Here is a 23,621-nt window from a genome sequence, read left to right as displayed (position 1 = left end):
CCAGACTGCGCGAGGATGCTGCCGTCGCAGGTGTTGTCCGGTCCGTTCACTCCGGTCGGTTCGCTTCAGCTCGGTTCGCGTCGGGCGAGGCGCTGGCCGGTCACGGTCAAGTGCCGCGGGTCCGAACTATTCGTCACCCGAAGGTGAGCCGAGCGCGACGGAACGTGACGTAGGTCCCTGGCATCCGCCGTCGGGCCGTTCCACTCTGGAGAACAGAGAGGAATGGTGAGCGCAATGACCGCCTACATCGTCTACGAGAGCATGTTCGGAAACACCGCCGGCCTCGCCGAGTCGGTAGCGGCGGGGGTCGCGACATGCCTGCCGGTCGAGCTGGTCGAGGTCGGCGACGCACCGATGATCCGCGACCTGGTCACGGAGTTGCTGATCGTCGGCGCGCCGACCCACGTGTTCGGCCTGAGCCGGCCGCGCACGCGGGACGACGCCGTCGACCGGGCCGGTCAGGTCATCTCCGACGGCCGCCTGATGCGCGACTGGATCGACTCCCGGTCGGCCCTGTCGCTATCCGTCGCGACGTTCGACACCCATGTGAACGCCCCGATCCCGGGATCCGCGGCCAAGACGATGGCCAGGCTCCTGACCCGGCGCGGCTGCACGCTGGTCACCGACCCGGTGAGCTTCCAGGTGGCAGGCACGGACGGGCCCGTGGTGTCCGGCGAACTTGAGCGGGCCACCGAATGGGGCGCCTACGTCGCCCGGCGGGTGGGGCTGCGTCCGAGTCCGGCCTGAGCCTCTCCGGCGGGCCAGGTAGGCAGCGGCACGGCTCCTCTACATCCGACGCAGACATGGCCGTCGTCATGGCGCAGCACAATGGAGCATCAACCACGCGCCCGGAGGTCACCCCGATGCCCAGCCCGTTCCACAGCGACCGCCCGGTCACCGGCGGAGCCGACCGAGGCCTGCGCCGATGGATCGCTTGAGGACCGTCGGGCCCTTGGCCCACCACTTGAACTCCTAGTGATCGAGGGCTACGCCACGCTCGATCCTGAGGGGCGCCCGGGCCTCGGTGCCCATGCCGCAGACGCCTTCGGCATCCCGGTGATCGGGGTCGCGAAGACGCCGTTCCGCACCGCAACCCACGCCTTCCAGATCATCCGCGGCGCCGCGTCACGGCCGCTCTACGTCACGGCGGCCGGCGGCCTGGACGTGGCCGAGGCCGCACGGATCGTGTCCGCGATGGCGGGACCCCATCGCATCCCTGCCGCTCTCGCCAGGGTGGACCGTCTCGCTCGCGGCCGCGAACAGCCGGTCGCAGAGCCCACATCCCGCTGAGAGTTCCATGCGGACACCGGGGCGGTGGGCAGCGGTCACCACCCGCGCCCCTTGCCGACCCCCGCCGTCGGCCTGCATTCTTCCTGCGCCAGCTTTTGTCGAGACTGAGAGCAGGAGCATGACCACGACCGAGACGCTCGAGGAGAGGGCGCCCGGCGCCGCCGGTCCCACGCCACCCCCGCGGTGGTACGCCCGCGCCACGCTCGGCAGCTGGGTGGAGTCCGACCGGGTCCAGCGATTCGTGATCGTCCTGATCCTGATCAACGCCGCCACGCTGGGGCTGGAGACCTCCGACGCCGTGATGGCCGGGCACGCCGACCTGCTGCACACCCTCGACCGGATCTGCCTGGCGTTCTTCGTCGTCGAGCTCGCCGTGAAGCTGTACGCCTTCCGTGGCTCGTTCTTCCGGTCGAGCTGGAACGTGTTCGACCTGCTTGTGGTCGGCGTCGCCCTGATCCCGGGCTCGGGTGCGTTCGGAGTGCTGCGGTCCCTGCGGGTGCTGCGGGTGCTACGCCTGGTCTCGATGGTCCCGCAGCTGCGCCGCGTGGTCGAGGCGCTGGTCAAGGCGGTGCCCGGGATCCTCTCGATCGGCGCCCTGCTGATCCTGCTGTTCTACGTCAGCGCGGTGATGGCCACGATGCTCTTCGGTGACTCCTTCCCCACCGAGTTCGGCAGTCTCTCGCGGTCGCTGTTCACGCTGTTCCAGATCATGACCCTGGACAACTGGAGCGTCATCAGCCGAGCGGTCCTCGACGTCCACCCGTGGGCCGTCGCGTTCTTCGTGCCGTTCGTCCTGCTGAGCGCGTTCACCGTGCTGAACCTGTTCATCGCCGTGATCGTCGACGCCATGCAGCACATCCGGGCCGATGAGCCGGCGGCGACCGAGGACGAGGCGCCCGCCGAAGCCGCGACCACGCGAGCGCTGGAGGGCGAGATCCGGGGCCTGCGGGACCAGGTCGCGGAGCTCACGGAACTGGTGCGGAACCGCTCCTGAACCGTCGTTGCGCGCCCACGGCGGGATGGTGAGACTGGTCGGGTGTTCATCGACCGCGATCGCGACGCCGGCGACCTCCCCGCACCCCGGGGAGTGGACGAGGTCGCGCGGTCCTTCGCGGTGCCGCTGCTGACGCTCGTCGAGCAGGACTCGATCGAGGAGGCCTCGGTCGGCGAGCAGGTCGAGACGCACGGCAGCACCGACGACCAGCAGCACGCCGTTCTCGAGTCCGCCTAGATCTTTCCTGCTATGGGAGGCGGTCCGCACGACCCACATCAGTGACCACTCGCTCGCCGGTTGGCACACGCCGGCGTACGAGCTCGTCGATCACACCAACTACATCCTGGCGAACACGTTCCGCGATACGCGGACCAGCGGGGGGGCCGCACTGCACCGTGCGCGACGCGGCGACCGAGGACGATCTCACCCGGGACGTCCCGATCCGGGTCGACGGGCGGGACGTCCCGGGACTACGCCTCGACGGTGACCCCGATGTCCTCGGGCTCGCAGCGGACCGCGGTGACCGGATCCTCACCGCGGTCCTTCCCCGGGAACGCGTGCCGTTCCTACGGCTGGCCTTCGCGACCCGGCCGGACCGGGCTCGGCGGTGAGCCGAACCGGTCAGGTGCCGGGCAGGAAGTCCTCGCGGGCCGGGGTGAACACGTCGATCAACGTCCCGCCGGTGGCGGTCTCGCAGCCGTGCCACTCGTTCGACGGCACCACGATGCTGTCCCCGTCGGTGATCGTGATCGGTTCCCCGGACACCACGAAGTCGAACGTGCCCTCGCGCACGTAGGTGGCCTGCACGTGCGGATGGGTGTGCGTGGCGCCGACACCGCCGGGCGCGAACTCCACCTCCACCACCATCAGTTCCGGGGTGTGTGCCAGGATCCGGCGACGGGTCTTGTCGTCGACCTGGGTCCACTCGGTGCTCGTCCGGCTGCTCTGCGCGCTCTGGGTGCTCACCCCGCCTACGTTAGCCTCATGCGGTGTCCCGAGACCCCGCCGCCATCCCGAGGCTCACCTCGGACATCCGACGCAGCATGGTCTGCCTGATCCCGGGCCTCGTCATCGTCGTGGTGCTCGGCCCGGTCATCTTCGCCGAGCCCGTCGGGGACAGTCCGGTCAGCGCGGTCGGCGCCGGGATGCTCGGGTGGAGCTGCTTCGCCGCCATCTACTGCGCACTGACCCTCTGGGCGTTCCGGGGGCTGCGTGGCGAACGCTTCCGCCGGTCGCTCGTCGAGGCCGAGTCGACCGAGCCCCGGGCCGTGCGCCGCATCCTCCGGGTGCCGGGTGCCCGGACCATGCTGACCGGTGGCGACGGCCCGAGCTGGGCCGCTCAGGTGGCCCTGGTGGCGCTGGCCGCGGCACTCCTGCTCAGCGTCAACTCCCAGGTCCGGTCCGATCCGGCGCTTCTCCTCGTCGGTGTCGCGACGGTGGTCACCTCCTGGTTCACGGTGCTCGTGTCCTACGCGTTGCACTACGCGCGGGCCCAGACCCGGGACGCCGGTCTTCGGTTCCCCGGCGAGGAGCCGGACGGTCTCGCCGACTACCTCTACTTCGCGACCTCGGTGTCGACCACGTTCGCGACCTCCGACGTCACCGTCGAGACCGCCCGCATGCGCCGGCTCGTCACCGGCCACGGGCTGTTGGCCTTCGCGTTCAACACCGTGATCGTGGCGATCGTGGTCGCGATCCTCGTCGGCACTCTGATCTGACCCACCCGCGCGTGGGAGGTGGTGACTTCTCCCCATCGGCGCGACGCCTGCGGGGCGCTCGCACCGGTCGACGCCTACTAGGGTTGAAGGCCAGGGGGTTGGCCCCAGTCCCCGCGGTCCGCCGCGGAGGGCTCCCGGGGCTCTTCTGCGCGGCCCGCCGCGCCTGTGATGAGACCCGTGCACCGGTGCGCCCACCCGCACCCGTGCCATCAGGCGACGGGGATCCGAACAGACGAAAGTGAGACCGGGGATGAACTCCAGGCGTATGTGGACGGCGTCGGCAGCAGCCGTCGCGGGGGCGTTGCTGCTGGCCGGCTGCGGCGGTGGCGACACGGACGAACCGGACGCCGGTACCGACCCGACCGTCGAGGACGTGGCAGCCGACGAGCCCACGGAGGAGGAGACCACCGAGGAGCCCGAGAGCACCTTCGACGTCGACGCGATCGACTTCGGTGAGCCGGGTGCGGCCACCGCGCCCGGAGCCGCGCTGACCCTCGGCCAGGTCGCGTGGGTGGAGCGGACGGTGACCTTCAGCGACGAGACGGAGGTGACCGGCACCCAGGGCATCAGCGTCCTGCAGATCATCGAGTCGGACGCGTCGCTGTTCGAGCAGTACTCCAACGCGGACGAGTTCGCCGACTACATCCCGTACCTGATCGTGACGCAGCAGCAGTGGATCGGGGACGTCCCGGCGGACGAGAACCCGCCGTCCGCGGACCTGTTCCCCCTGCTCGCCGACGGCGCCGACGCCGAGTACCTGACCACGCAGTTCTCCTTCAACAGCCCGGGCGACGCGTGTGGTCTCGAACTGCCGCCGTTCGACGAGGAGACGGACATCGCGGTCAGCTGCTTCGTGGGCCTGTCCAACTCGGGCCAGCCGGTGAGCGCCGTCGAGTACAACGGCGAGGGCTACTACTCCTTCGTCGCGACCCCGGGCAACCCCTACCTGGAGTCCCCGATCGTCTGGCAGTGACCCCCAGAGGCACAGCCGCTGCGCCCGGAGCCGCCGAGGAGGCGGTTCCGGGCGTTCGCGTTCCGTGGCGGTGACGCCGCGTCAGGGCAGCGACCGGGCCAGCCGGAACCCGACGTCCTCGATGGCGAAGGTCGGGTGACTGCGTCTACGGACCCCGGCCCGCACGCTCCACTCCGGGTCGCTCCAACCGCCGCCGCGCAACACCCGATAGTCCCCGTAGACGTCCGGGTCGTAGCGCTCGAAGCACCATTCCCAGACGTTGCCGAGCATGTCGTGCAGCCCCCACGCGTTCGGCGCCCGGGTGGCGACCCGGTGCGGCCGCTCCCCCGAGTTCCCGGCGTACCAAGCGATCTCGTCGAGCTCGCCGTAGCGCGGTCCGGTGGTGCCGGCCCGGCAGGCATGCTCCCATTCCGCCTCCGTGGGGAGCCGGTAGCCGGTACTCCCGACGGCGGAGGTCACCTCGTCGTCGATCGTGTAGGCCGGCTCGAGGTGCTCACGCATCGACAGCGCGTTGCAGAACCGCACGGCGTCGAGCCAGGAGACGGTCTCCACCGGGAGATCGTCTCCGGTCGCGGCACTCGGGGAGGCGCCGAGCACGGCGCGGTACTGCGCCTGGGTGACGGGTGTCCGTCCGAGCAGATGTGCGGTGACGTCGACCTGCCACCGCGTGGAGGTGCGCCGGTCGTGCAGCGTCACGGAACCGGGCGTCACCTCGACCAGGTCCGGTGGTGCTGGGGCGAACACGCGGCTCAGCCGCCCGCGAACGTCAGCACGACCGAGACGACGATCGAGAGCAGGCCAACGCCCACCAGCAGCCCGCCGACGAGCCGCAGGGTGCTGATCGCGGATGGCTCCGGCGCCCCGCGCAGCCACGCCTTGGCCACGGCCGCGACCAGGATGCAGAGCAGGCCGAGCGGCAGGGTCGTCCAGGTGAACACGTCCGCGATCGACCCGACCACCTGCGCAGCATTCACGAACGCACGCTACCCCGTCCGGCTCGGCTCGGCGTACCCGCGGACCTCGTCGTGCAGCATCCGAGCGACCCACCCGATCGTCTGCTCGGCCACGGGCTGCGTGGTGGCGGGTACTCGCGACTCGGTCAGAGCGGCCACGACGAACCGTCCGCCGTCGCGGTGCGTGACGACGCCCACCTCGTGCCTCAGGTGCAGGAACGTGCCGGTCTTCGAGGCCCAGGACGCGGCGTCGGTGGCCAGGTCCGGCGCGAGCCGGTGCCGCAGCAGGTTGCCGGCGAGCAGTTCCTGAAGCCGGTCGGAGGTGCCCGGCCGTAGGTCCGTGCCGCTCCAGATCCGCTCGAAGACGTCCGCCATGGCGCGCGCCGAGCCGGAGTTGGCCATGGAGACGTCCAGCTGCGGGATCACGTGGCCCCGGCCCTGGGTGGCGGAGTCGATCGCGAGCGTCTGGGCCAGATGCGCGTCGGCCGGATCGAGCCGGGACGCAAGGGACCGGTGCAGCTCTCCGATCGTGTGCCGCACGGTGACGTCGGTGACCGACATCGACCGGAGCCGCCGGGTCACCTGCTCCGGTGGGCACAGGCGGAAGAGCGCCTCGGCCGCCGTATCGTCGCTGACCGCGACGGCGAGATACAGCAGATCGGCGAGCGCGATGGAGGCCGGTTCGGTGAACCGGCACAGCCCGGTGGCCCCGGGCACGCGGATCGTGGCGTCGATGAGGACCTGCTCGTCGAGGTCGAGGTCGCCGGTGCCGGCGAGCTCGAGGACGTCGAGGGCGAGTGGCACCTTCACGAGGGAGGCGAGCGGGAACAACAGGTCGGGCTCGAGGCCGAGCTCCCGGCCGGTGTCGAGGTCGCGAACGAGGAAGGAGCCACGCAGCCCGGCATCCTCCAGTGCGCTCGAAGCGGCCGCCAGCACCTCCGAGGTGCGCCTCACCTCGCCACCGCGACCCGGTCGGTCAGCTCGGCGCCGAGTGCACCCGCGACGTCGGTGATGGCCACCACGAGGAACCGACGGACCAGGTCGGCGTCCCGGCCCACCACGTCGTAGCCCCTGACCAGGCCGGCAATCCCCACCCGTGACCAACCGAGCCCGTACTGCTCGGCGTCCGCCTCCGAGCACAGCACCAGGTCGTCCCGCGACCACACCTCGGCCACGGCGGCGACCATGTCGGTCGCGACCCGCACCTGCGCCGGAGCCAGTCCGGCGGACTGTGCGGCGAACACCAGGCGGTCGCGCACGTGCGGCACGGCGTCCTCCGGCTGGATCCAGATCCGGCCGGCGTCCGCCGGCCGGGAGCCGCGCCCGCTCCGGATCGACGCCAGGTAGAAGGTGACGTCCGCACCCGGGTCCCGGCCGCCACGGCTCGATCGGCCGACGCCGAGCGGGACGCACCACCGGGCCTGGTCCGCGGCAGCGGGCTCCAGTCCAAGGTCCAGCACCCCCGAGCGGAGCGCATCCGCACGCTCGGCCGGATCCGCGGGCCGCACCTCGAGGTGAAGGTCGGCGCGGCGCGCGGTCGCGACGAGGTGGGCGAGCTCGGCGGGCGGGAGGCCGCTCGGTATGCCGAGGGCGATCGGACGGCGGCGCGAACGCCGGGCGTCCACCCGGAGCTCACCGGCGGCGCGGACCAGGCGCTCGGCCGCCGGCAGCACCTCATGGCCGAGTCGAGTCAGCTCCACGCGTCGCGATGTCCGTTCGAAGAGGCGACCGCCGAGCTCGACCTCGAGGGCGGCGACCTTGCGGCTGGCCACCGACTGGGTCACGCCCGCCACTGCGGCGCCGGTCGTGAAGCTGCTCCGCTCCGCGACGCTGACGAACACCTCACACGCGGAGACGAGATCCATCCGAACGGGCATAGATGCGAAATTAGCATCAATGGCGACCTTCAGTGCTTGGACTGCATGGTTGCTCGGCACCGATGCTCTCTGCCATGAGCACCGATACCGACCTCACCGCACCCAGCCGCCGCGCCCTGCTCCGTTGGGGTTCGGCCACCGCCGCCTCCGTCGGCCTGTTCGGCAGCGCGGCTCTCACTGCGTGCGCCGGTCCCTCGCCGGCCCGCTCCGAGCCGACCGCCCCGGGTCACGACGCACTCGTCAGGCTCGAGGAGGAGTCCGGCGTCCGGATCGGCGCCGTCGGGATCAGCGCGGCCGCTCGCGTGGATCACCGGGCCGAGGAGGCGTTCCCGATGTGTTCCCTGTTCAAGGTCCTTGCCGTGGCCGCGCTCCTGCGCGAGCGGGCCTATGACGACGCCTACTGGGCCGAGCCGATCCCGTTCGGACCGGCGGACCTGGTCGAGGACTCACCGGTCACCTCGGCGACCACCACGTGGGCGATGAGCCCGACGGCGCTCGCCGATGCGGCGCTGCGGTTCAGCGACAACACGGCGGGGAACCTGCTGTTGGCCGAGCTCGGTGGTCCGGAGGCGATCACCACCTTCGCCGCGGACCTCGGCGCGGCGAACACCAGGCTGGACCGTTGGGAGCCGGAACTCAACGAGGCGACCCCGGGCGACCTGCGCGACACCTCCACCCCCTCGGACATCGCACTGCTGTACCGGGCGCTGCTGCTCGAGGACCGGGCCGGCGCGCTGGCGGGCGCGCGACTGCGGGACTGGATGCTCCGCAACACGACCTCGGCCGCACGGATCAGGGCGGGCCTGGACGGTGACGTCGAACTGGCGGACAAGACCGGTGCGGGCAGCTACGGCGTCGTCAACGACGCCGGCGTGCTCTGGACCGGCGGTCCCGACCCGGTCACGCTGGTGATCCTGACCCGCACCGACGACCCGGCCGCGGTCAACGATAACGAGGTCGTCGCCGAGGCGACCCGCATCATCATGAGCGAGCTGACCCGTGGCTGAGCCGGCCCGAGGCGACCGGGTCCGGTCGCTCGCCGGTCTCGCCGTGGGCGCAGGTGGCTCGCTCGTCACCGCGATCTCGATCCTGCCGGCGGTCGTCTCCGCTGCGGGCTGGGGAGCCGGCACCTTGCTTCTGGCGATGCTCCTGGCGGCTCTGTTGATCGCCGTGCCGGTGTCCCTCGGCCTGGCCATCGCGAGCCCACGTGGAACCCGCTGGCGTTGGGCGGCGGTCGCCGTTGCGGCGCTGGCCCTGGTGCTGGTGCTGAGGCCCGCCGTCGGTTCGCTCGACGTGCTCTGGTTGGGCTGACCGGGCCCGGATCCGGACGACCGGACCAGAACCATCCGAACTGGGTGGTGGCCCCGGGAACGGTGCGCTGCCACGATGTGCGGACCACCCGAAGCACAGATGGGCACCAGATGGTCACCGAGCACCGCGCGGCAGCGAGCGATCCGGACGCTGATCCGCTCCCCGACGTGGGTGCGGCCACCGTGCCGGCCGGCGAGGTGGGCCGGTCGGGCCGGGCGAGCCGGTGGTTCGCCGGCGCACCCCGGGCACCGCGGGACCGCCGTCCGACGGACGCGGTGCTGCTGGGCCTGTCCGCGCTCGTCCTGCTCCTGGTGTGGGCGTTCGCGCGCCCCGCGAGCACGGATGTCCGGCTGCTCGAGTCCTTTTCCGACTCCGCCTGGTTCGGGTCCTGGATCTGGCAGGCCCTCCTCACCCTGCTGATGATGTGGGCGGTCCTGCTCGTCTCGGTCGCGATCGCCCGCGGTCGCTGGCACCTCGTCCGTGACCAGGTCGGGGCCGCCGTCACAGCGGGTGCGGGTGCGGTCGTGGTGGGGCTGACGGTCGGCTCCGCGGCCGACGTGACGGACGCGCTCGTGCCGTGGTCAGCCGCCGGTGCCACGTACCCGGGCCTGGTGCTCGCCGTGACGACCGCCGTCGTCACCGTCACGGCGCCGCAGGTGGTCGCACCGATACGCCGGATCGGCCGCGCTCTGGTGATCTCCGGCGCCGTCGCCGCCGTTGCCACCGGCATCACCGGTCCCTGGGGCAGCCTCACCGGTGTTGCCCTGGGCTGGGTCGCCGCGGCCGTGGTCCACCTGATCGCCGGATCACCCGGCGGCAGGCTCACTCTCGCCGAGGTAGGGCGGGCCCTCGAGGAGATCGGGGTCGATGCCGGCGACCTGCGGTACCTGGCCATGAACGAGCGGGGGCAGCTCCTCGTGACCGGCGTCGCCGCGGACGGCGCGGAGCTGTTGGTGCGCGTCTACGGTCGCGATGCCTGGGACAGCCAGTTCGTGACGGCCGTCGGCACCTCACTGTGGTACCGCGACCGGGAGCCGTCCGCGCGCGTCTCCCGGCTCGGACAGGTGCAGCACGAGGCCTTCGCGACCCTGCTTGCCGAACGGTCCGGGGTGCCGGTACAGCCGATCGTCGCCGCGGGTCTCGCGGGCGACCGGGACGCCCTCCTCGTGGTGCGGGCCGACACCAGTCCGTTCGCGAACACGGGCGCCAGTGAGGACGGTGAGCCCGAGGCCCTGGTGGCGGGCTATTGGGCCGCCGTCGCCCGCCTGCACGAGATCGGGCTCTCACATGGCTCGCTCCGGCCTTCCGCGCTGGTGGTGCGCGCCGATGGCAGTGCCGCCCTGGCCGACCTGAGCCAGGCCCGGATCAGCCCTACCCCGTTCCTCCGAGCGGCGGACAACGCCGGGCTCCTGATCGCGACGGCCCTGGTGCTCGGGCCAGAACGCGCCGTGGCGGCGGCGTCGGCCGCACTCGGCGCGGAGCGGCTCGCGGAGGTGCTACCGCTGTTGCAGCCGGGGCTGCTGGGTCGCACCACCCGCAAGCAGGTCCGCGATCACGCGCTCGACCTCGGCGCGTTGCGCGCGATGGCCAGCGAGGCCGCCGGTGTGGAGCCGCCGAAGCTCGCACAGCTGCGCCGGCTCAGCCTCGGCAAGGTGCTGACCGTGGTCGTGGTGGTCCTGCTCGCCTACGTCATCGTCGGGGCGATCAGCGGCATCGGGCTGGACAACCTCATCGCCGAGCTCAGCGAGGCCATACCCGGCTGGGTGATCGCGGCGATCCTGGTGACACCGCTGGTGCAGGTTGGCTCGGCGATGTCCACCATCGGCGCGTCGCCTCGCCCGTTGCGGTTCATGCCTGTGCTCGCGCTCCAGTACGCCATCCAGTTCATGGGGCTGGTGGTGCCGAGCGTGGCAGCCCGCGTCGCCCTCATCGTGCGCTTCTTCCAGCGCGCCGGCCTGCCCTCGACCACCGCGGTGACCGTTGGGGCGATCGACGGCGCCAGCGGCATCGTGACCCAGGCGATCATGCTGGTCGTGCTGGCTGCGACCGGCCTGGTCTCGCTCACCCTGCCCTCGGGAGGCCTGGAGATCGACCTGCCGCTGGCACTGATCGCCCTCGGCGTGGTCGCGGCGATCGCGATCGCCTGGGCGATCCCGCCCGTGCGCCGATTCCTCCGGGCCCGGTTCGCGGAGACCCACGAGAGCCTGCAGGTGCTCCGCTCGCCGAAGAACCTGGCCCTGATGCTCGTCGGCAACGTCGTCGCCCAGACGCTCCTCGCCGTCGTGCTGTGGCTGTCCCTGCGGGCCTTCGGTCAGGAGCTGCCGCTCACCGAGCTCATCCTGATCCAGTGTGTGGTCGCCCTTTTCGCCGGGCTGATGCCCGTGCCGGGAGGCATCGGGGTGGCCGAGGCCGCGCTCACCGCCGCCCTGGTCGCCGCCGGCGTCGAGGAGGCGACGGCGTTGTCCACGGCCCTCGTGTTCCGGATCGCCACGTTCTACCTGCCGCCCGCCTACGGAGGCCCGGCCCTTGGCTGGCTCCGACGGCGTGGCGACGTCTGAACTACTTCGCCTTGGTCTTCCTGCTCGAGCCGCCATCGCCGGAGCGGGCGTCGGCCACCTTGCGCTTGACGAAGATGACCGGCAGGAGCACGGTCGCGATCATCGTCAGGAGCCAGACCACCACGGACGTGATGAGCCAGGAACCCACCCCGCCGGTGATCTGGAAGTTGTCACCGAACACCAGCGAGCTGACCAGGAGTCCGGCGAAGGTGCTGACGAGTCCGGCGGCACCGATCAGCACCGGCGCGGCGTTCCTCGCGACCGTCGAGATGAACGGCGTGAGCACGGACTGGATCACCGCGAACACCACGACCACGGCGATGAACGAGACCGGGGTGATAGTCAGGTCGTCGATGACCAGCACGGCGATGGCGAGCCCGACGGCGGCCGCCCCGAGGAAGAAGGCGAGTCGGATCAGCAAGCGGATCATCCGGCGGACCTGCTCTCTGCGGTGCCCTGGCACCGGCGGGATGCCGGCGGCAGTCGGTCCGCTCGCATCGCATGCTAGTCCTCACCCGGTCGGGTCCGCGCGGGGGTCAACCCACCTGGACGCTGTCCACCAGGGGGCCGCACCCGGCCTCGACCACGTCCCGGTTGCCGGAGGTCCACTGACAGTAGACGTGCAGCAGCTGCGTCTCGGAGAACAGCCAGTAGCCGTGGTAGTCGTAGGAGGCCAGCCCGATGTCCTGCTCGAGGGCGGGCAGCCCGGCGACTGTCGTCATGCTGGCGTCGGTGAGGGGCTCGGCGTCGATCTGTTCGCGATAGGAGGCGAGCCGGGTCTCGATCGCGGACAGTGGTACCCGGCCACAGTCGTCGGCCACGTCGCCCCAGTCGAGACCGGAGTAGAGCACCACGTTCAGCACGTTCAGCGTGGGCAACGGCGGACTCGTCGGTTCCGCGTACCAGGTGCTCTCGATCGTCTCGACCGGGTTGTCCTCGTGGTAGGTCGTGACGACCTCGAAGCCCGACGGGGTGGACCAGGTGGCCGTGGCCAGGTCCACGTCGGCGAGCTGCAGCTCCTTCGGGTTCGGGTTGTCGCTGCACTCGAGGAATCCTGGCGGCACGGTCCTCGGCTCCGTAGGTGTCGCACCGGTCCCGCCGCCCGCGCCGGTGGGGCCGTCGGGTCCGGGCGCCGGGCCCGCCCGGTCGCACCCGGCCACGAGGGCTACCGCCAGCGCCACGGCAGCCACCGCCGTCGCCCGCCACGCGGGCCGCATCCGGTGGCCCATCAGCTGACCGTCAGCGACTCGACGATCTGCAGGCAACCGTCCTCGATCGGGCCCCGGTACTCCTCGGCGGTCCACTGGCAGTAGGCGTGCAGCAGCTGGTTCTCGGAGAACACCCAGTAGCCGGTGTAGTCGTAGGACGGGAGCCGGATGTCCTGGTGCAGGGCCGGCAGACCGGCGATGGTGATCCGCTCGACCTCACTGAGCGGCTCGGCCCCGATCTGTTCGCGGTACCGGTCGAGCTGGGCCTCGATCGCGGTGATCGGGACCCGGCCGCACTCGTCGGCCAGGTCGGTCCAGTCGAGGCCGCCGTAGATCACCACGGCGCCGACGTTCAGCCGCGGTAGCGGATCGTCGACCGGCTCACCGACCCAGTTCGCCAGGATCTCCTCCAGCGGGTTGTCCTCGACGTAGCCGCTAGCATCGGCCCACCCGGTCGGGGTCGCCCAGGTGGCCGTGGTCAGGTCCACATCGGCCAGCTGCAGGTCCTTGTCGCTCGCAGCGTCGGGGCACTCGAGGAAGCCGGCGGGCGCGCTCGGCTGGGCGGTGGGTGTCCCGTTCATCGAGCCGCCGCCGGTGGGGCGGTCCGCGCCGCCCGGGTCCCCCGCGCCGTCGGTGGGCGTGGTGCAACCCGCAAGGAGCACGGCGCCCGCGAGCAGCACTCCCAGTCGCCGCCAGAGTCCGGCCGTCACGGGATCACCACCGACTCGAGGAACTGGTCGCAGCCCGTCTCGAGGCCGGGCCGTTCTGCCTCCGAGACCCACTGACACTGCAGGTGCAGCAGCTGGGTGTTCGAGTAGAGCCACCAGCCGTGCGCCTGGGTGCCCTCGAACGTGAAGTCGTGTGCGATCGCCGGCTGCCCACCGATCCGGACGATCTCAGGCTCACCGACCGGCACATCGGTGGTGCCCGCAACCTCCCAGTACTCGGCGACCCGGGCCAGCGCTGCCTCGATCGGGATCTGGGCGCAGCCGCCGACGACCAGGTCCCCCCACGCGACCTCCGGGTAGAACGTCACCGCGATCGCCGACGCGGCCGTGGCCTCCGGCCCTTCGTAGGAGGCCACCCAGAGTTCGACGTTCTGTTCCTCGTAGTCGTTGACGGAGACGAAGTCGTCACTCTCATGGAAGTCCGCCGGGGTGGTCCAGGTGACGCCCTCCAGGTCCACGTCGCCGAGGGAGTCCTTGACCTCCTGCCCGCACTCCAACAGTCCGCCCGCGCCCGACGGCGTCTCGCCACCGGATCCCCCCGTGCCGCCCGGGAACGTGGTCGTCCCGGTACCGGTGGGCACCCCGGTGCCCTCGGGGTCGCCCGGCGCGCAGGCGGCGAGTCCGGTGAGCAGCAGGCCGGCGCCCAAACCCGCGGTGAGCGCCCGCTGCCACGCCGACGTGGGCACGCCGCTCACTGGCCGACCTGGATCGACGGGATCAGTTCGGCACAGGCGGCCTCGACGAGCTCCTGCTCGTTGGTCCACTGGCAGTAGGCGTGCAGCAGCTGATCCTGGGAGAAGAGCCAGTAGCCGTGGTAGTCGTAGTCGGGCAGGTCGATGTACTGCTCGACGGCGGGGAATCCGGCGACGGTGGTCACCTCCGCTTCGGTGATCGGCACGGCACCGATCTCCTCCGTGTAGCCGGCCTGCTGGTCGGTGATCACGTCGACGGGCAGGGTGCCGCACTCCCCCGCCTGCTCGCCCCAGTCGACGCCGTCATAGATGACCACGTTCACGATGTTGAGGATGTCGACGTCCGCGGTCGGCTCCGCGGTCCAGGTCGAGAACACCTCGTCGACCGGGTTCTCCTCGTGGTAGATGAAGGTCTCCTGGAACCCGGTCGGCGTCGACCAGGTGGCGGTGGTGAGGTCGACGTCGGCGAGCTCGACCACCTTGTCCGCATCCGGGTCGCCGCACTCGAGGAACCCGCCGGGCGGCGAGGGCGTGTCGGTCGCGTCGCCGCTCGCGTCGGCCGGGGTCGTCGGATCGTCCGCCGAGGGCTCGTCAGCTCCCGGTCCACAGGCGGCCAGGGCCACCGTCGCGAGCGTGGCCACGAGCGCCACCCGCCATCCACTGCGCATCACATGGCTTGTCTAGCACACACAGGTGGGAGCGCCCGGAGCCGCGGGCGGGCAGCACTGCCCACGGCGCCGGGACGCACCCCGCCCAGCCGGCCATGTCGGTCCCGGCTGCGGCCGGCGCGGACCCGTCAGAAGGATGCGGAGGCGATCAGCTCGTCGCAGCCGGCCGTGATGACCGACTCCGCCTCCACCCACTGGCAGCCGAACGTCACGAGCTCGCTCTCCCCGTAGACGGCGTACGTGCGGACGGTGAAGCCATGGCTCGGGTACCACGCGTCGTACCGGACGGCCGGAAGCCCGCCGACCTCCACCCAGGCGTACTCCCCGAGGAGTTCGGCGCCGGCCTCGGCGTTCACGACGTCGAGCCGGGCGAGCACCAGCTTGCGGTCGAGCTGCCCGCAGTCGCTCGTCACCGGTCCGAGCGCGAGCTCGGCGTAGTAGACCACCGCGAGGACGTTGAGGTTGCCGACGCCCGACGCGGTCGGCACCAGGTAGTCGGCGGTGTAGTCACCCTCCGGGGAGGAGATCTGCGTGTAGCCGCCGCTCTCGGTGAAGCCGTCCGGGACGCCGTGGTCGAACCGGTGCAGGACCTGCGGCGCCGGCTCGGCGCCCGCGTCCTTGCTGGCGTCGTCGCACTCGAGCAGCCCGGGCGGCACGGTGGCCGGGCCGGTCGCGCCGCCGGAGACCTCCCCGCCGGGCGTGGTCTGCGCCCCCGCCGGCCCGGGTGCCGGTTCGGCGCAGCCCACCAGGGTGAGCAGCACGCCGAGCACGAGCACCACGGCGCCCGAGCGGGCGTGGGCGCGGGTGCTCTGCATGGTCGTCATCGTCGCACGGGTCCGTCGGAACGCCCGACGGCGCAGGGCGGGTAGTCCTGCCCTGCGCCGTCGGCGAGGTGTTGCTCCGGGCTCGACCCGGCCGAGCCAAGTCTTCAGTTGACGCTCTGTTCCTCGCCCACGGTGTGCACGCGGATCGAGTTCGTGGTGCCGGGCTGGCCCGGGGGCATGCCCGCGACCACCACGACGGTGTCCCCGTCCTCCGCCTGGCCGGAGTTGCGCAGCACCACGTCGACCTGGTCGATCATGTCGTCGGTGTGCTGCACCTTCGGCACGATGAAGGTCTGGGTGCCCCAGGTCAGTGCGAGCTGGTTGCGGGTGGCCTCGACCGGTGTGAAGGCCAGCAGCGGCGTCGCCGAACGGAGCCGCGACATCCGGCGAGCGGAGTCGCCGGACTGCGTGAAGCAGGCCAGGTACTTCACGCCGAGGGTCTCGCCGATCTGCGCGGCCGCCTTGGTCAGCACGCCGCCGCGAGTGTGCGGGGTGGCCCGCAGCTTCGCGATGCGCTCGAGGCCGTGCTCCTCGGTGTTCTCGATGATGCGGGCCATGGTCCGCACGCACTCGATCGGGTACTCGCCAACGGAGGTCTCACCGGAGAGCATCACCGCGTCGGCGCCGTCGAGCACCGCGTTGGCGCAGTCCGAGGCCTCGGCGCGGGTGGGCCGCGGCGAGCTGATCATCGACTCCAGCACCTGGGTGGCCACGATGACCGGCTTGGCGTTGCGCAGGCCCATCTCGGTGGCCCGCTTCTGCACGAGCGGCACCTGCTCCAGCGGGAGCTCCACCCCGAGGTCGCCGCGGGCGACCATGATGCCGTCGAAGGCGTCGACGATCTCGGCGAGGTTCTCGACCGCCTGCGGCTTCTCGATCTTCGCGATGACCGGGACGGTGCGCCCCTCCTCGTCCATGATCGCCGCGACGTCGGCGTAGTCCTTCGCGGACCGGACGAAGGACAGCGCGATGAAGTCGGCGCCCAGCCGCAGCGCCCAGCGCAGGTCCTCGGCGTCCTTCTCGGACAGGGCCGGCACGTTGACGGCCACGCCGGGCAGGTTCAGCCCCTTGTTGTTGGACACCGGGCCGGCCACCTCGACGCGGGTCGTCACGTGGGTTGCCGTGACGTCGGTGACCCGGACCGTCACCCGACCGTCGTCGATGAGGATCTGGTCGCCCGGCTTGACGTCCTGGGGCAGGCCCTTGAACGTCGTCGAGACCAGTTCCTTGGTCCCGGGCACGTCGTCGGTTGTGATCGTGAACACGTCGCCCTCGGCGAGGTAGTGCTTGCCCTCGACGAACCGTCCGAGACGGATCTTCGGTCCCTGCAGGTCCACCAGGACGGCGACGGCACGCCCGGACGCCTCCGCCGCGGCGCGCACGTGACGGTAGACCGCCTCGTGCGCCGCCACGTCCCCGTGGCTGCGGTTGATCCGGGCGACGTCCATGCCGGCGTCCACCAACGCCTGGACCATCTCGGGGGACTCGGTTGCCGGTCCCAATGTGCACACAATCTTGGCTCTACGCATGTTCAAACCTTATGCCCTCTCGCCGGGTGCCCTGACGGCACGCGGCATCACTCGAACGAGCCGTCACCGCCCGTTCGACAACTCCTTGCCACCCGTTCGGTGGGTGGCCATCCGGTTCCTGCGGCTCAGACCGTGATCGAGACCGTGGTGGGCTCGATCGGGGCCGGCAGCTCGGTGTGCCCGCGCAGGAACTCGTCCACGGCGGCGGCCGCGGAGCGGCCCTCGGCGATCGCCCACACGATGAGCGACTGACCGCGTCCGGCGTCACCGGCGACGAACACGCCGGGCACCGAGGTCGCCCAGGCGCCGTCCCGCGCGATCCGGCCGCGCGGGTCCACCTCGAGCCCCAGCTGCTCCACGACTCCCGCGGTCGGCACGCCGGTGAAGCCCATCGCAAGCAGCACGAGCTGCGCCGGGATGACGCGCTCGGTGCCCTCGACCGCGACCGGCCGGCCCGACGCCATGTCCACCTCGACGACCCGCAGCTCCTTGACGTTGCCGTCGTCGCCGCCGACGAACTCGACCGTGGAGGTGGCGTAGACCCGCTCGCCGCCCTCCTCGTGGGCGCTGGCGACGCGGTAGACCATCGGGTAGGTGGGCCACGGCTGTCCATCGGGCCGGTCCTCGGTGGGACGCGGCATGATCTCCAGCTGGATCACGTTCTTCGCGCCCTGGCGCAGGGCGGTGCCGAGGCAGTCCGCGCCGGTGTCGCCGCCACCGATGACCACCACGTCCTTGCCGGCGGCGGTGATCTGGTCCGGGACCAGGTCTCCGGCGGTGGCCCGGTTCGACTGCGGCAGGTACTCCATGGCCTGGTGGATGCCACCGAGCTCCCGGCCGGGCACGGGCAGGTCGCGGCGCACGGTGGCGCCCATGGCGAGCACGACGGCGTCGTACCGCTCGAGCAGCTCGGTCCCGGTGAGCTCGCCGTCGGCGCCGATCTCGACGCCCGGTCGGAACCGGGTGCCCTCGGCGGCCATCTGCTCGAGGCGGCGGTCGACGTGCCGCTTCTCCATCTTGAACTCGGGGATGCCGTAGCGGAGCAGGCCGCCGATGCGGTCGTCACGCTCGAACACGGCGACGGTGTGCCCCACCCGGGTCAGCTGTTGCGCGGCGGCGAGGCCGGCCGGGCCGGACCCGATGACCGCGACCGTCGAGCCGGTCAGCCGGTCCGGGATCTGCGGGGTGACCAGGCCGTCGTCGAACGCCTTGTCGATGATGGACTGCTCGATGTTCTTGATCGTCACGGCGGGCTGGTTGATGCCGAGCACACACGCCGTCTCGCACGGCGCCGGGCACAGCCGGCCGGTGAAGTCGGGGAAGTTGTTCGTCGCGTGCAGGCGCTCGATGGCCTCGTCGAAGCGGCCGGTCCGGGTGAGGTCGTTCCACTCCGGGATGAGGTTCCCCAGCGGGCAGCCGTTGTGGCAGAACGGGATGCCGCAGTCCATGCACCGGCCCGCCTGCCGGGTCAGCGCATCGGCGTCCTCCGCCCGCTTCTCGTAGACCTCCTTCCAGTCCATCAGCCGGATCGGGACCGGCCGGCGGACCGGGAGCTCCCGGTCGCGGATCTTCAGGAATCCCTTGGGGTCAGCCATGGGTCGCCTCCAACACTCGGGTCCAGACATGGGGTTCGCTGACGTCCACGCCATCCGCGCGGGCGTCGGCGAGGACGGCGTTGACGCGGGCGTACGCCGGTGGCAGCACCCGGGTGACCCGGCGCCGCACTTCCTCCCGGTCATCGCGCAACTGCGCCGCGATCCGCGAACCGGTGTGCTCGGTGTGCCGGGCGAGCAGGTCCATCACCAGGTTCAGGTCCTCCTCGTCGAGCTCGTCGAGGGCCAGGTCGCCGGCGGCCACCGCGGGGCCGTTGACCAGGTCGCGGTCGAGGTCGAGCACGTACGCGGTGCCTCCCGACATCCCGGCACCGAAGTTCCGCCCGGTCGGGCCGAGGATCAGCACGGTGCCACCGGTCATGTACTCGCAGCCGTGGTCGCCGACCCCTTCCACGACGGCGGTCGCACCGGAGTTGCGGACCGCGAACCGTTCGCCGGCCAGCCCGCGCAGGAAGATCTCCCCGGACGTGGCGCCGTAGGCGATCACGTTCCCGGCGATCACGTTGTCCCCCGGAGCGAAGGTGGCGCCGGGATCGGGCCGGACGATCACCCGCCCACCGGAGAGCCCCTTGCCGACGTAGTCGTTGGCGTCCCCGAACAGGCGCAGGGTCACGCCCGGGGTGAGGAAGGCACCGAACGACTGCCCGGCGGAGCCGTGCAGCGTCACGTCGATGAGCCCGTCAGGCAGCCCAGCGGCCCCGTGGCGCTTGGTGATCTCGTGGCCGAGCATCGTCCCGACCGTCCGGTTCACGTTCCGCACACGCGTCGTGTAGCGGACCGGCTCGCCGTCGTCCAGGGCGGGCCGCGCGGCCGCGATCAGCTCGTTGTCGAGTGCCTTCTCGAGCCCGTGGTCCTGTCCGCGCACCGCGCGGGGTGCGGATCCGGGAGGCAGCACGGGCTGGACCAGGATGGGGCTCAGGTCGAGCCCGGACGCCTTCCAGTGGGTGACGGCGGCCCTGGTGTCCAGCGCATCGATCGCGCCGATGGCCTCGTCGATGGTGCGGAACCCGAGGGCAGCCAGGTACTCCCTGACCTCCTCGGCGATGTACTCGAAGAACGTGACCACGAACTCCGGCTTGCCGGAGAACCGGGCGCGCAGTTCCGGGTTCTGGGTGGCGACCCCCACCGGGCAGGTGTCGAGGTGGCAGACCCGCATCATGACGCAGCCGGAGACGACGAGCGGTGCGGTCGCGAAACCGAACTCCTCGGCGCCGAGCAGGGCGGCGATCACCACGTCGCGGCCGGTCTTGAGCTGGCCGTCCGCCTGCACCACGATCCGGTCCCGGAGGTTGTTCATCACCAGCGTCTGCTGGGTCTCGGCGAGGCCGATCTCCCACGGCGCGCCCGCGTGCTTGAGCGAGGTGAGCGGGCTCGCGCCGGTGCCACCGTCGTGGCCGGAGATGAGCACGACATCGGCGTGCGCCTTGGACACCCCGGTGGCGACGGTCCCGACGCCGACCTCCGACACCAGCTTCACGTGCACCCGCGCCTGCGGGTTCGCGTTCTTCAGGTCGTGGATCAGCTGGGCGATGTCCTCGATGGAGTAGATGTCGTGGTGCGGCGGCGGCGAGATGAGCCCGACGCCGGGGGTCGCGTGCCGGGTCCGGGCCACCCACGGGTAGACCTTGTTCCCCGGCAGCTGGCCGCCCTCGCCGGGCTTGGCACCCTGGGCCATCTTGATCTGGATGTCGTCGGCGTTGACCAGGTAGTCGGAGGTGACCCCGAACCGGCCGGACGCGACCTGCTTGATGGCGCTGCGCCGTCGGGGGTCGTACAACCGCTCCGCGTCCTCGCCGCCCTCGCCGGTGTTGGACTTCGCGCCCAGCTGGTTCATGGCGATCGCGAGGGTCTCGTGCGCCTCCATCGAGATGGAGCCGTAGCTCATCGCCCCGGTGGAGAACCGCTTGACGATCTCCGAGACCGGTTCGACCTCCTCGACCGGCACCGGCGGGCGCAGGCCCTCGCGGAACTGGAACAGGCCGCGCAGCGTCATCAGCCTGCGCGCCTGGTCGTCGACCCGGCGGGTGTAGTCCCGGAACACGTCGTAGCGGCGGGACCTGGTCGAGTGCTGGAGCCGGAACACGGTCTCCGGATCGAACAGGTGCGGGTCACCTTCGCGGCGCCACTGGTACTCGCCGCCCACCTGCAGGCGCCGGTGCGCCGCCGTGATGCCGCTCTTCGGATACGCGATCGCATGCCGGGCCGCGACCTCGGCGGCGATGACGTCCAGGCCGACTCCGCCGAGCGGCGACGGCGTGGCCGTGAAGTACTTCTCGATGAGGTCGCCCGACAGACCGAGGGCCTGGAACACCTGGGCGCCGCGGTAGGAGTGCACGGTGGAGATGCCCATCTTGCTCATCACCTTGAGCACGCCCTTGCCGAGGCCCTTGATCAGGTTCTTGACGGCCTGCTCGGGCGTGACGCCCTCCACGACGCCGGAGCGCACGAGTTCCTCGACGCTCTCCATCGCGAGGTAGGGGTTCACGGCGGCCGCGCCGTAACCGATGAGCAGCGCGACGTGGTGCACCTCGCGCACGTCCCCGGCCTCGACGAGGAGACTGATCCGGGTCCTGGTCTGGCGGCGCAGCGTGTGGTGGTGCACGGCGGAGGTGAGCAGCAGGGACGGGATGGGCGCGAGCTCGGCGTCCGACTCCCGGTCGGAGAGCACGATGAAGGAGACGCCCCGCTCCACGGCCTCGTCCACCTCGTCGAAGATCTCCTCGAGGCGCGCCTCGAGCGCTGCGGCACCGCCGCCGACCCGGTACAGGCCGGAGATGGTGATCGCCTCGAAGCCGCGCCCGGGTCCGGGGGTGCGCTGCACGTGCTTGATCTTCGCGAGCTGGTCGTTGTCGATCGTCGGGAACGGCACGATCAGCTTGCGGGCGTGCGTCGGCGTGTCCTCGAGCAGGTTCGGCTCCGGCCCGATCGCACCGCCGAGGGAGGTGACGAGCTCCTCGCGGATCGCGTCCAGCGGCGGGTTGGTGACCTGCGCGAACAACTGGCTGAAGTAGTCGAACAGCAGCCGGGGCCGTGAGGACAGCACCGCGATCGGGGTGTCGGTACCCATCGAGCCGAGTGCCTCGGCACCACTGGCCGCCATCGGCCGGAGCAGGATCCGCAGTTCCTCCTCGGTGTAGCCGAACGTCTGCTGGCGGCGCAACACGGACGAGCGAGAGTGCGCCACGTGCTCACGGTCCGGCAGGTCCTCGAGGGTGACCAGGTTCTCGTCGAGCCACTGCGGGTACGGGTGGCCGTCGGCGAGCTCGCCCTTGATGGCCTCGTCCTCGATGACTCGGCCGGAGCCGGTGTCGACCAGGAACATCTTCCCGGGCGCCAGGCGTCCCTTACGGGCCACCCGGGCCGGGTCGATGTCGAGCACACCTGCCTCGCTGGCGAGGACCACGAGCCCGTCGTCGGTGATCCAGAACCGACCGGGGCGCAGCCCGTTCCGGTCCAGGACCGCACCGATGTAACGGCCGTCCGTGAAACACATCGCGGCCGGGCCGTCCCACGGCTCGATGATCGTGGAGTTGTACCGGTAGAAGGCGCGCCGGTCCGCGCTCATCGAGGCGTGGTTCTCCCACGCCTCCGGGATCATCATCAGGACCGCGTGCGGCAGCGAGCGCCCGCCCAGGTGCAGGAGCTCGAGCACCTCGTCGAAGCTGGCGGAGTCGCTCTCCTCCTCGCTGCAGATCGGCAGGAGGTCACGCACGTCCCCGAGCCGGTCCGAGGCGAGGGTGCCCTGCCGGGCCGCCATCCAGTTCCGGTTCCCGCGCACCGTGTTGATCTCACCGTTGTGCGCCACCATCCGGAACGGGTGCGCCAGCGGCCAGGACGGGAACGTGTTCGTGGAGAAGCGCGAGTGCACGAGCGCGATCTCGGACGCGAACCGCGGGTCGGTCAGGTCCGGGAAGAACGGGGCGAGCTGGGTCGTCGTGAGCATGCCCTTGTAGACGATGGTCCGCGAGGACAGGGACGCGAAGTACACCCCGAGGGCGTGCTCGGCGCGCTTGCGCAGCCGGTACGTGCGGCGGTCCAGGTCGAGCCCGGACAGCTCCCGGGCCGGGTCCGCGACCACGAGCTGGCGGAACGTCGGCATGCAGGCGCGCGCCGTCGGGCCGACGAGCTCCGCGGTCACCGGCACGTCGCGCCAGGCGAGGACGTCAAGACCCTCCTGACCGGCCAGCTCCTCGATGCCCGCCTGGGCGGCGGCAGCCTCGTCGGCGTCGGCCGGGAGGAAGGCGATGCCGATGGCGTAGTGCCCGGGCCTGGGGAGCTCACCGGGGATGACGTCCCGCACGAAGGCATCGGGGATCTGGGTCAGGATTCCCGCGCCGTCGCCGGAGTTCTCCTCGGCGCCCACCGCACCGCGGTGGTCGAGGTTGGCGAGCGCGGTCAGGCCGGCATCGACGATGTCGCGGCCGGGCGTGCCCCGCAGGGTGGCGACGAACGCCACCCCACACGCGTCATGCTCCTGGGCGGGGTCGTACAGACCCTGCTTCTCGGGAGTGGCGCTGAACGCCGTGAAGGCGCTCGTGGCGGTCGTGACGTTGCCGACGCTGTTCGCGCTTCGGGACTGCGGGGACCTGTTCATCCGATCATCCTCACCACCGCGGAGATCGGGGGACCCGCGGCATCGGTTGCACTACTTGTTGGGACGCCGTCGACCCACCTGCGGCGGAGAC

24 protein-coding genes are annotated in these 23,621 nt (G+C 71.3%); 10 read left to right on the top strand and 14 right to left on the bottom strand.

Annotated elements, in window-relative coordinates; all coding sequences use genetic code 11:
* Positions 1–234: 234 nt before the first annotated feature.
* The 5 genes from GKS42_RS11080 to GKS42_RS11060 all read left to right on the top strand — a co-directional run bounded on the left by GKS42_RS11080 (position 235) and on the right by GKS42_RS11060 (position 2,895).
* Positions 235–747 carry a flavodoxin family protein gene (locus GKS42_RS11080; protein ID WP_154793870.1) on the top strand — a complete coding sequence of 171 codons (513 nt, stop codon included), beginning with the start codon at positions 235–237 and terminating at the stop codon, positions 745–747.
* A gap of 228 nt (positions 748–975) precedes the next feature.
* On the top strand, positions 976–1,290 hold the full coding sequence (locus GKS42_RS11075) for an endonuclease V (protein ID WP_154793869.1): 315 nt from the start codon (positions 976–978) through the stop codon (positions 1,288–1,290).
* Positions 1,291–1,408: 118 nt separating this feature from the next.
* The gene (locus GKS42_RS11070; protein WP_154793868.1) at positions 1,409–2,284 is read left to right on the top strand and encodes an ion transporter; all 876 of its coding nucleotides are present in this window, start codon (positions 1,409–1,411) and stop codon (positions 2,282–2,284) included.
* 42 nt (positions 2,285–2,326) lie between these two features.
* Positions 2,327–2,521 carry a hypothetical protein gene (locus tag GKS42_RS11065; protein WP_154793867.1) on the top strand — a complete coding sequence of 65 codons (195 nt, stop codon included), beginning with the start codon at positions 2,327–2,329 and terminating at the stop codon, positions 2,519–2,521.
* 158 nt (positions 2,522–2,679) lie between these two features.
* Positions 2,680–2,895 carry a hypothetical protein gene (locus GKS42_RS11060; protein ID WP_154793866.1) on the top strand — a complete coding sequence of 72 codons (216 nt, stop codon included), beginning with the start codon at positions 2,680–2,682 and terminating at the stop codon, positions 2,893–2,895.
* A 10-nt stretch (positions 2,896–2,905) separates the two neighbouring features.
* On the opposite strand, the gene GKS42_RS11055 is transcribed toward GKS42_RS11060, so the two are convergent.
* Positions 2,906–3,250 carry a cupin domain-containing protein gene (locus tag GKS42_RS11055; RefSeq protein WP_210769356.1) on the bottom strand — a complete coding sequence of 115 codons (345 nt, stop codon included), beginning with the start codon at positions 3,248–3,250 and terminating at the stop codon, positions 2,906–2,908.
* A gap of 23 nt (positions 3,251–3,273) precedes the next feature.
* Between GKS42_RS11055 and GKS42_RS11050 the strand changes: the two genes are divergently transcribed.
* The gene (locus tag GKS42_RS11050) at positions 3,274–4,002 is read left to right on the top strand and encodes a DUF1345 domain-containing protein (protein ID WP_154793865.1); all 729 of its coding nucleotides are present in this window, start codon (positions 3,274–3,276) and stop codon (positions 4,000–4,002) included.
* A gap of 250 nt (positions 4,003–4,252) precedes the next feature.
* A complete protein-coding gene (locus GKS42_RS11045; RefSeq protein ID WP_154793864.1) occupies positions 4,253–4,975 on the top strand; it encodes a hypothetical protein in 723 nt (240 codons plus the stop codon).
* 81 nt (positions 4,976–5,056) lie between these two features.
* On the opposite strand, the gene GKS42_RS11040 is transcribed toward GKS42_RS11045, so the two are convergent.
* Genes GKS42_RS11040 through GKS42_RS11025 form a run of 4 tightly spaced genes read right to left on the bottom strand, consistent with a single transcriptional unit; the run spans position 5,057 to position 7,793 of the window.
* Positions 5,057–5,719 carry a formylglycine-generating enzyme family protein gene (locus GKS42_RS11040; RefSeq protein ID WP_154793863.1) on the bottom strand — a complete coding sequence of 221 codons (663 nt, stop codon included), beginning with the start codon at positions 5,717–5,719 and terminating at the stop codon, positions 5,057–5,059.
* A 5-nt stretch (positions 5,720–5,724) separates the two neighbouring features.
* Positions 5,725–5,949: a hypothetical protein gene (locus GKS42_RS11035; RefSeq protein WP_154793862.1), complete on the bottom strand. Its 225-nt coding sequence runs from the start codon at positions 5,947–5,949 to the stop codon at positions 5,725–5,727.
* 9 nt (positions 5,950–5,958) lie between these two features.
* A complete protein-coding gene (locus GKS42_RS11030) occupies positions 5,959–6,882 on the bottom strand; it encodes a serine hydrolase (protein ID WP_154793861.1) in 924 nt (307 codons plus the stop codon).
* On the bottom strand, positions 6,879–7,793 hold the full coding sequence (locus GKS42_RS11025; protein WP_154793860.1) for a LysR family transcriptional regulator: 915 nt from the start codon (positions 7,791–7,793) through the stop codon (positions 6,879–6,881). The genes GKS42_RS11030 and GKS42_RS11025 overlap by 4 nt, the downstream gene beginning before the upstream one ends.
* Before the next feature lie 86 nt (positions 7,794–7,879).
* Between GKS42_RS11025 and bla the strand changes: the two genes are divergently transcribed.
* From bla to GKS42_RS11010, 3 genes are all read left to right on the top strand, one after another.
* A complete protein-coding gene (gene bla, locus GKS42_RS11020; RefSeq protein WP_168217806.1) occupies positions 7,880–8,812 on the top strand; it encodes a class A beta-lactamase in 933 nt (310 codons plus the stop codon).
* Complete coding sequence (locus GKS42_RS11015; protein WP_154793858.1) at positions 8,805–9,116, top strand: hypothetical protein; 312 nt, start codon at positions 8,805–8,807, stop codon at positions 9,114–9,116. Before bla ends, GKS42_RS11015 begins: the two co-directional genes overlap by 8 nt.
* A 110-nt stretch (positions 9,117–9,226) precedes the next feature.
* Positions 9,227–11,674 (top strand): lysylphosphatidylglycerol synthase transmembrane domain-containing protein, encoded by a 2,448-nt coding sequence (locus GKS42_RS11010; RefSeq protein ID WP_154793857.1) that lies wholly within the window; start codon positions 9,227–9,229, stop codon positions 11,672–11,674.
* A gap of 1 nt (position 11,675) precedes the next feature.
* Here the strand turns inward: GKS42_RS11010 and GKS42_RS11005 are convergent, their stop codons facing one another.
* From GKS42_RS11005 to gltB, 9 genes are all read right to left on the bottom strand, one after another.
* On the bottom strand, positions 11,676–12,104 hold the full coding sequence (locus tag GKS42_RS11005; protein WP_154793856.1) for a hypothetical protein: 429 nt from the start codon (positions 12,102–12,104) through the stop codon (positions 11,676–11,678).
* A 106-nt stretch (positions 12,105–12,210) separates the two neighbouring features.
* The gene (locus tag GKS42_RS11000; RefSeq protein WP_154793855.1) at positions 12,211–12,903 is read right to left on the bottom strand and encodes a hypothetical protein; all 693 of its coding nucleotides are present in this window, start codon (positions 12,901–12,903) and stop codon (positions 12,211–12,213) included.
* Positions 12,903–13,592: a hypothetical protein gene (locus tag GKS42_RS10995; RefSeq protein ID WP_154793854.1), complete on the bottom strand. Its 690-nt coding sequence runs from the start codon at positions 13,590–13,592 to the stop codon at positions 12,903–12,905. Before GKS42_RS10995 ends, GKS42_RS11000 begins: the two co-directional genes overlap by 1 nt.
* Entirely contained in the window at positions 13,589–14,305 is a 717-nt protein-coding gene (locus tag GKS42_RS10990) for a hypothetical protein (protein WP_154793853.1), read from the bottom strand. The genes GKS42_RS10995 and GKS42_RS10990 overlap by 4 nt, the downstream gene beginning before the upstream one ends.
* Positions 14,302–14,970: a hypothetical protein gene (locus GKS42_RS10985; RefSeq protein ID WP_154793852.1), complete on the bottom strand. Its 669-nt coding sequence runs from the start codon at positions 14,968–14,970 to the stop codon at positions 14,302–14,304. The genes GKS42_RS10990 and GKS42_RS10985 overlap by 4 nt, the downstream gene beginning before the upstream one ends.
* Positions 14,971–15,098: 128 nt before the next feature.
* Entirely contained in the window at positions 15,099–15,785 is a 687-nt protein-coding gene (locus GKS42_RS10980; RefSeq protein ID WP_154793851.1) for a hypothetical protein, read from the bottom strand.
* A 113-nt stretch (positions 15,786–15,898) separates the two neighbouring features.
* A complete protein-coding gene (pyk, locus tag GKS42_RS10975; RefSeq protein ID WP_154793850.1) occupies positions 15,899–17,323 on the bottom strand; it encodes a pyruvate kinase in 1,425 nt (474 codons plus the stop codon).
* A 125-nt stretch (positions 17,324–17,448) separates the two neighbouring features.
* Positions 17,449–18,918, bottom strand: a complete 1,470-nt coding sequence (locus GKS42_RS10970) for a glutamate synthase subunit beta (protein WP_154793849.1) — start codon at positions 18,916–18,918, stop codon at positions 17,449–17,451.
* Positions 18,911–23,530 carry a glutamate synthase large subunit gene (gltB, locus tag GKS42_RS10965; protein WP_154793848.1) on the bottom strand — a complete coding sequence of 1,540 codons (4,620 nt, stop codon included), beginning with the start codon at positions 23,528–23,530 and terminating at the stop codon, positions 18,911–18,913. The genes GKS42_RS10970 and gltB overlap by 8 nt, the downstream gene beginning before the upstream one ends.
* Positions 23,531–23,621 lie beyond the last annotated feature (91 nt).

This window comes from Occultella kanbiaonis (assembly GCF_009708215.1).
GTDB lineage: Bacteria > Actinomycetota > Actinomycetes > Actinomycetales > Beutenbergiaceae > Occultella > Occultella kanbiaonis.
The sequence above is the reverse complement of the archived record's forward strand: the minus strand, read 5'-3'. Positions and strand labels throughout refer to the sequence as shown.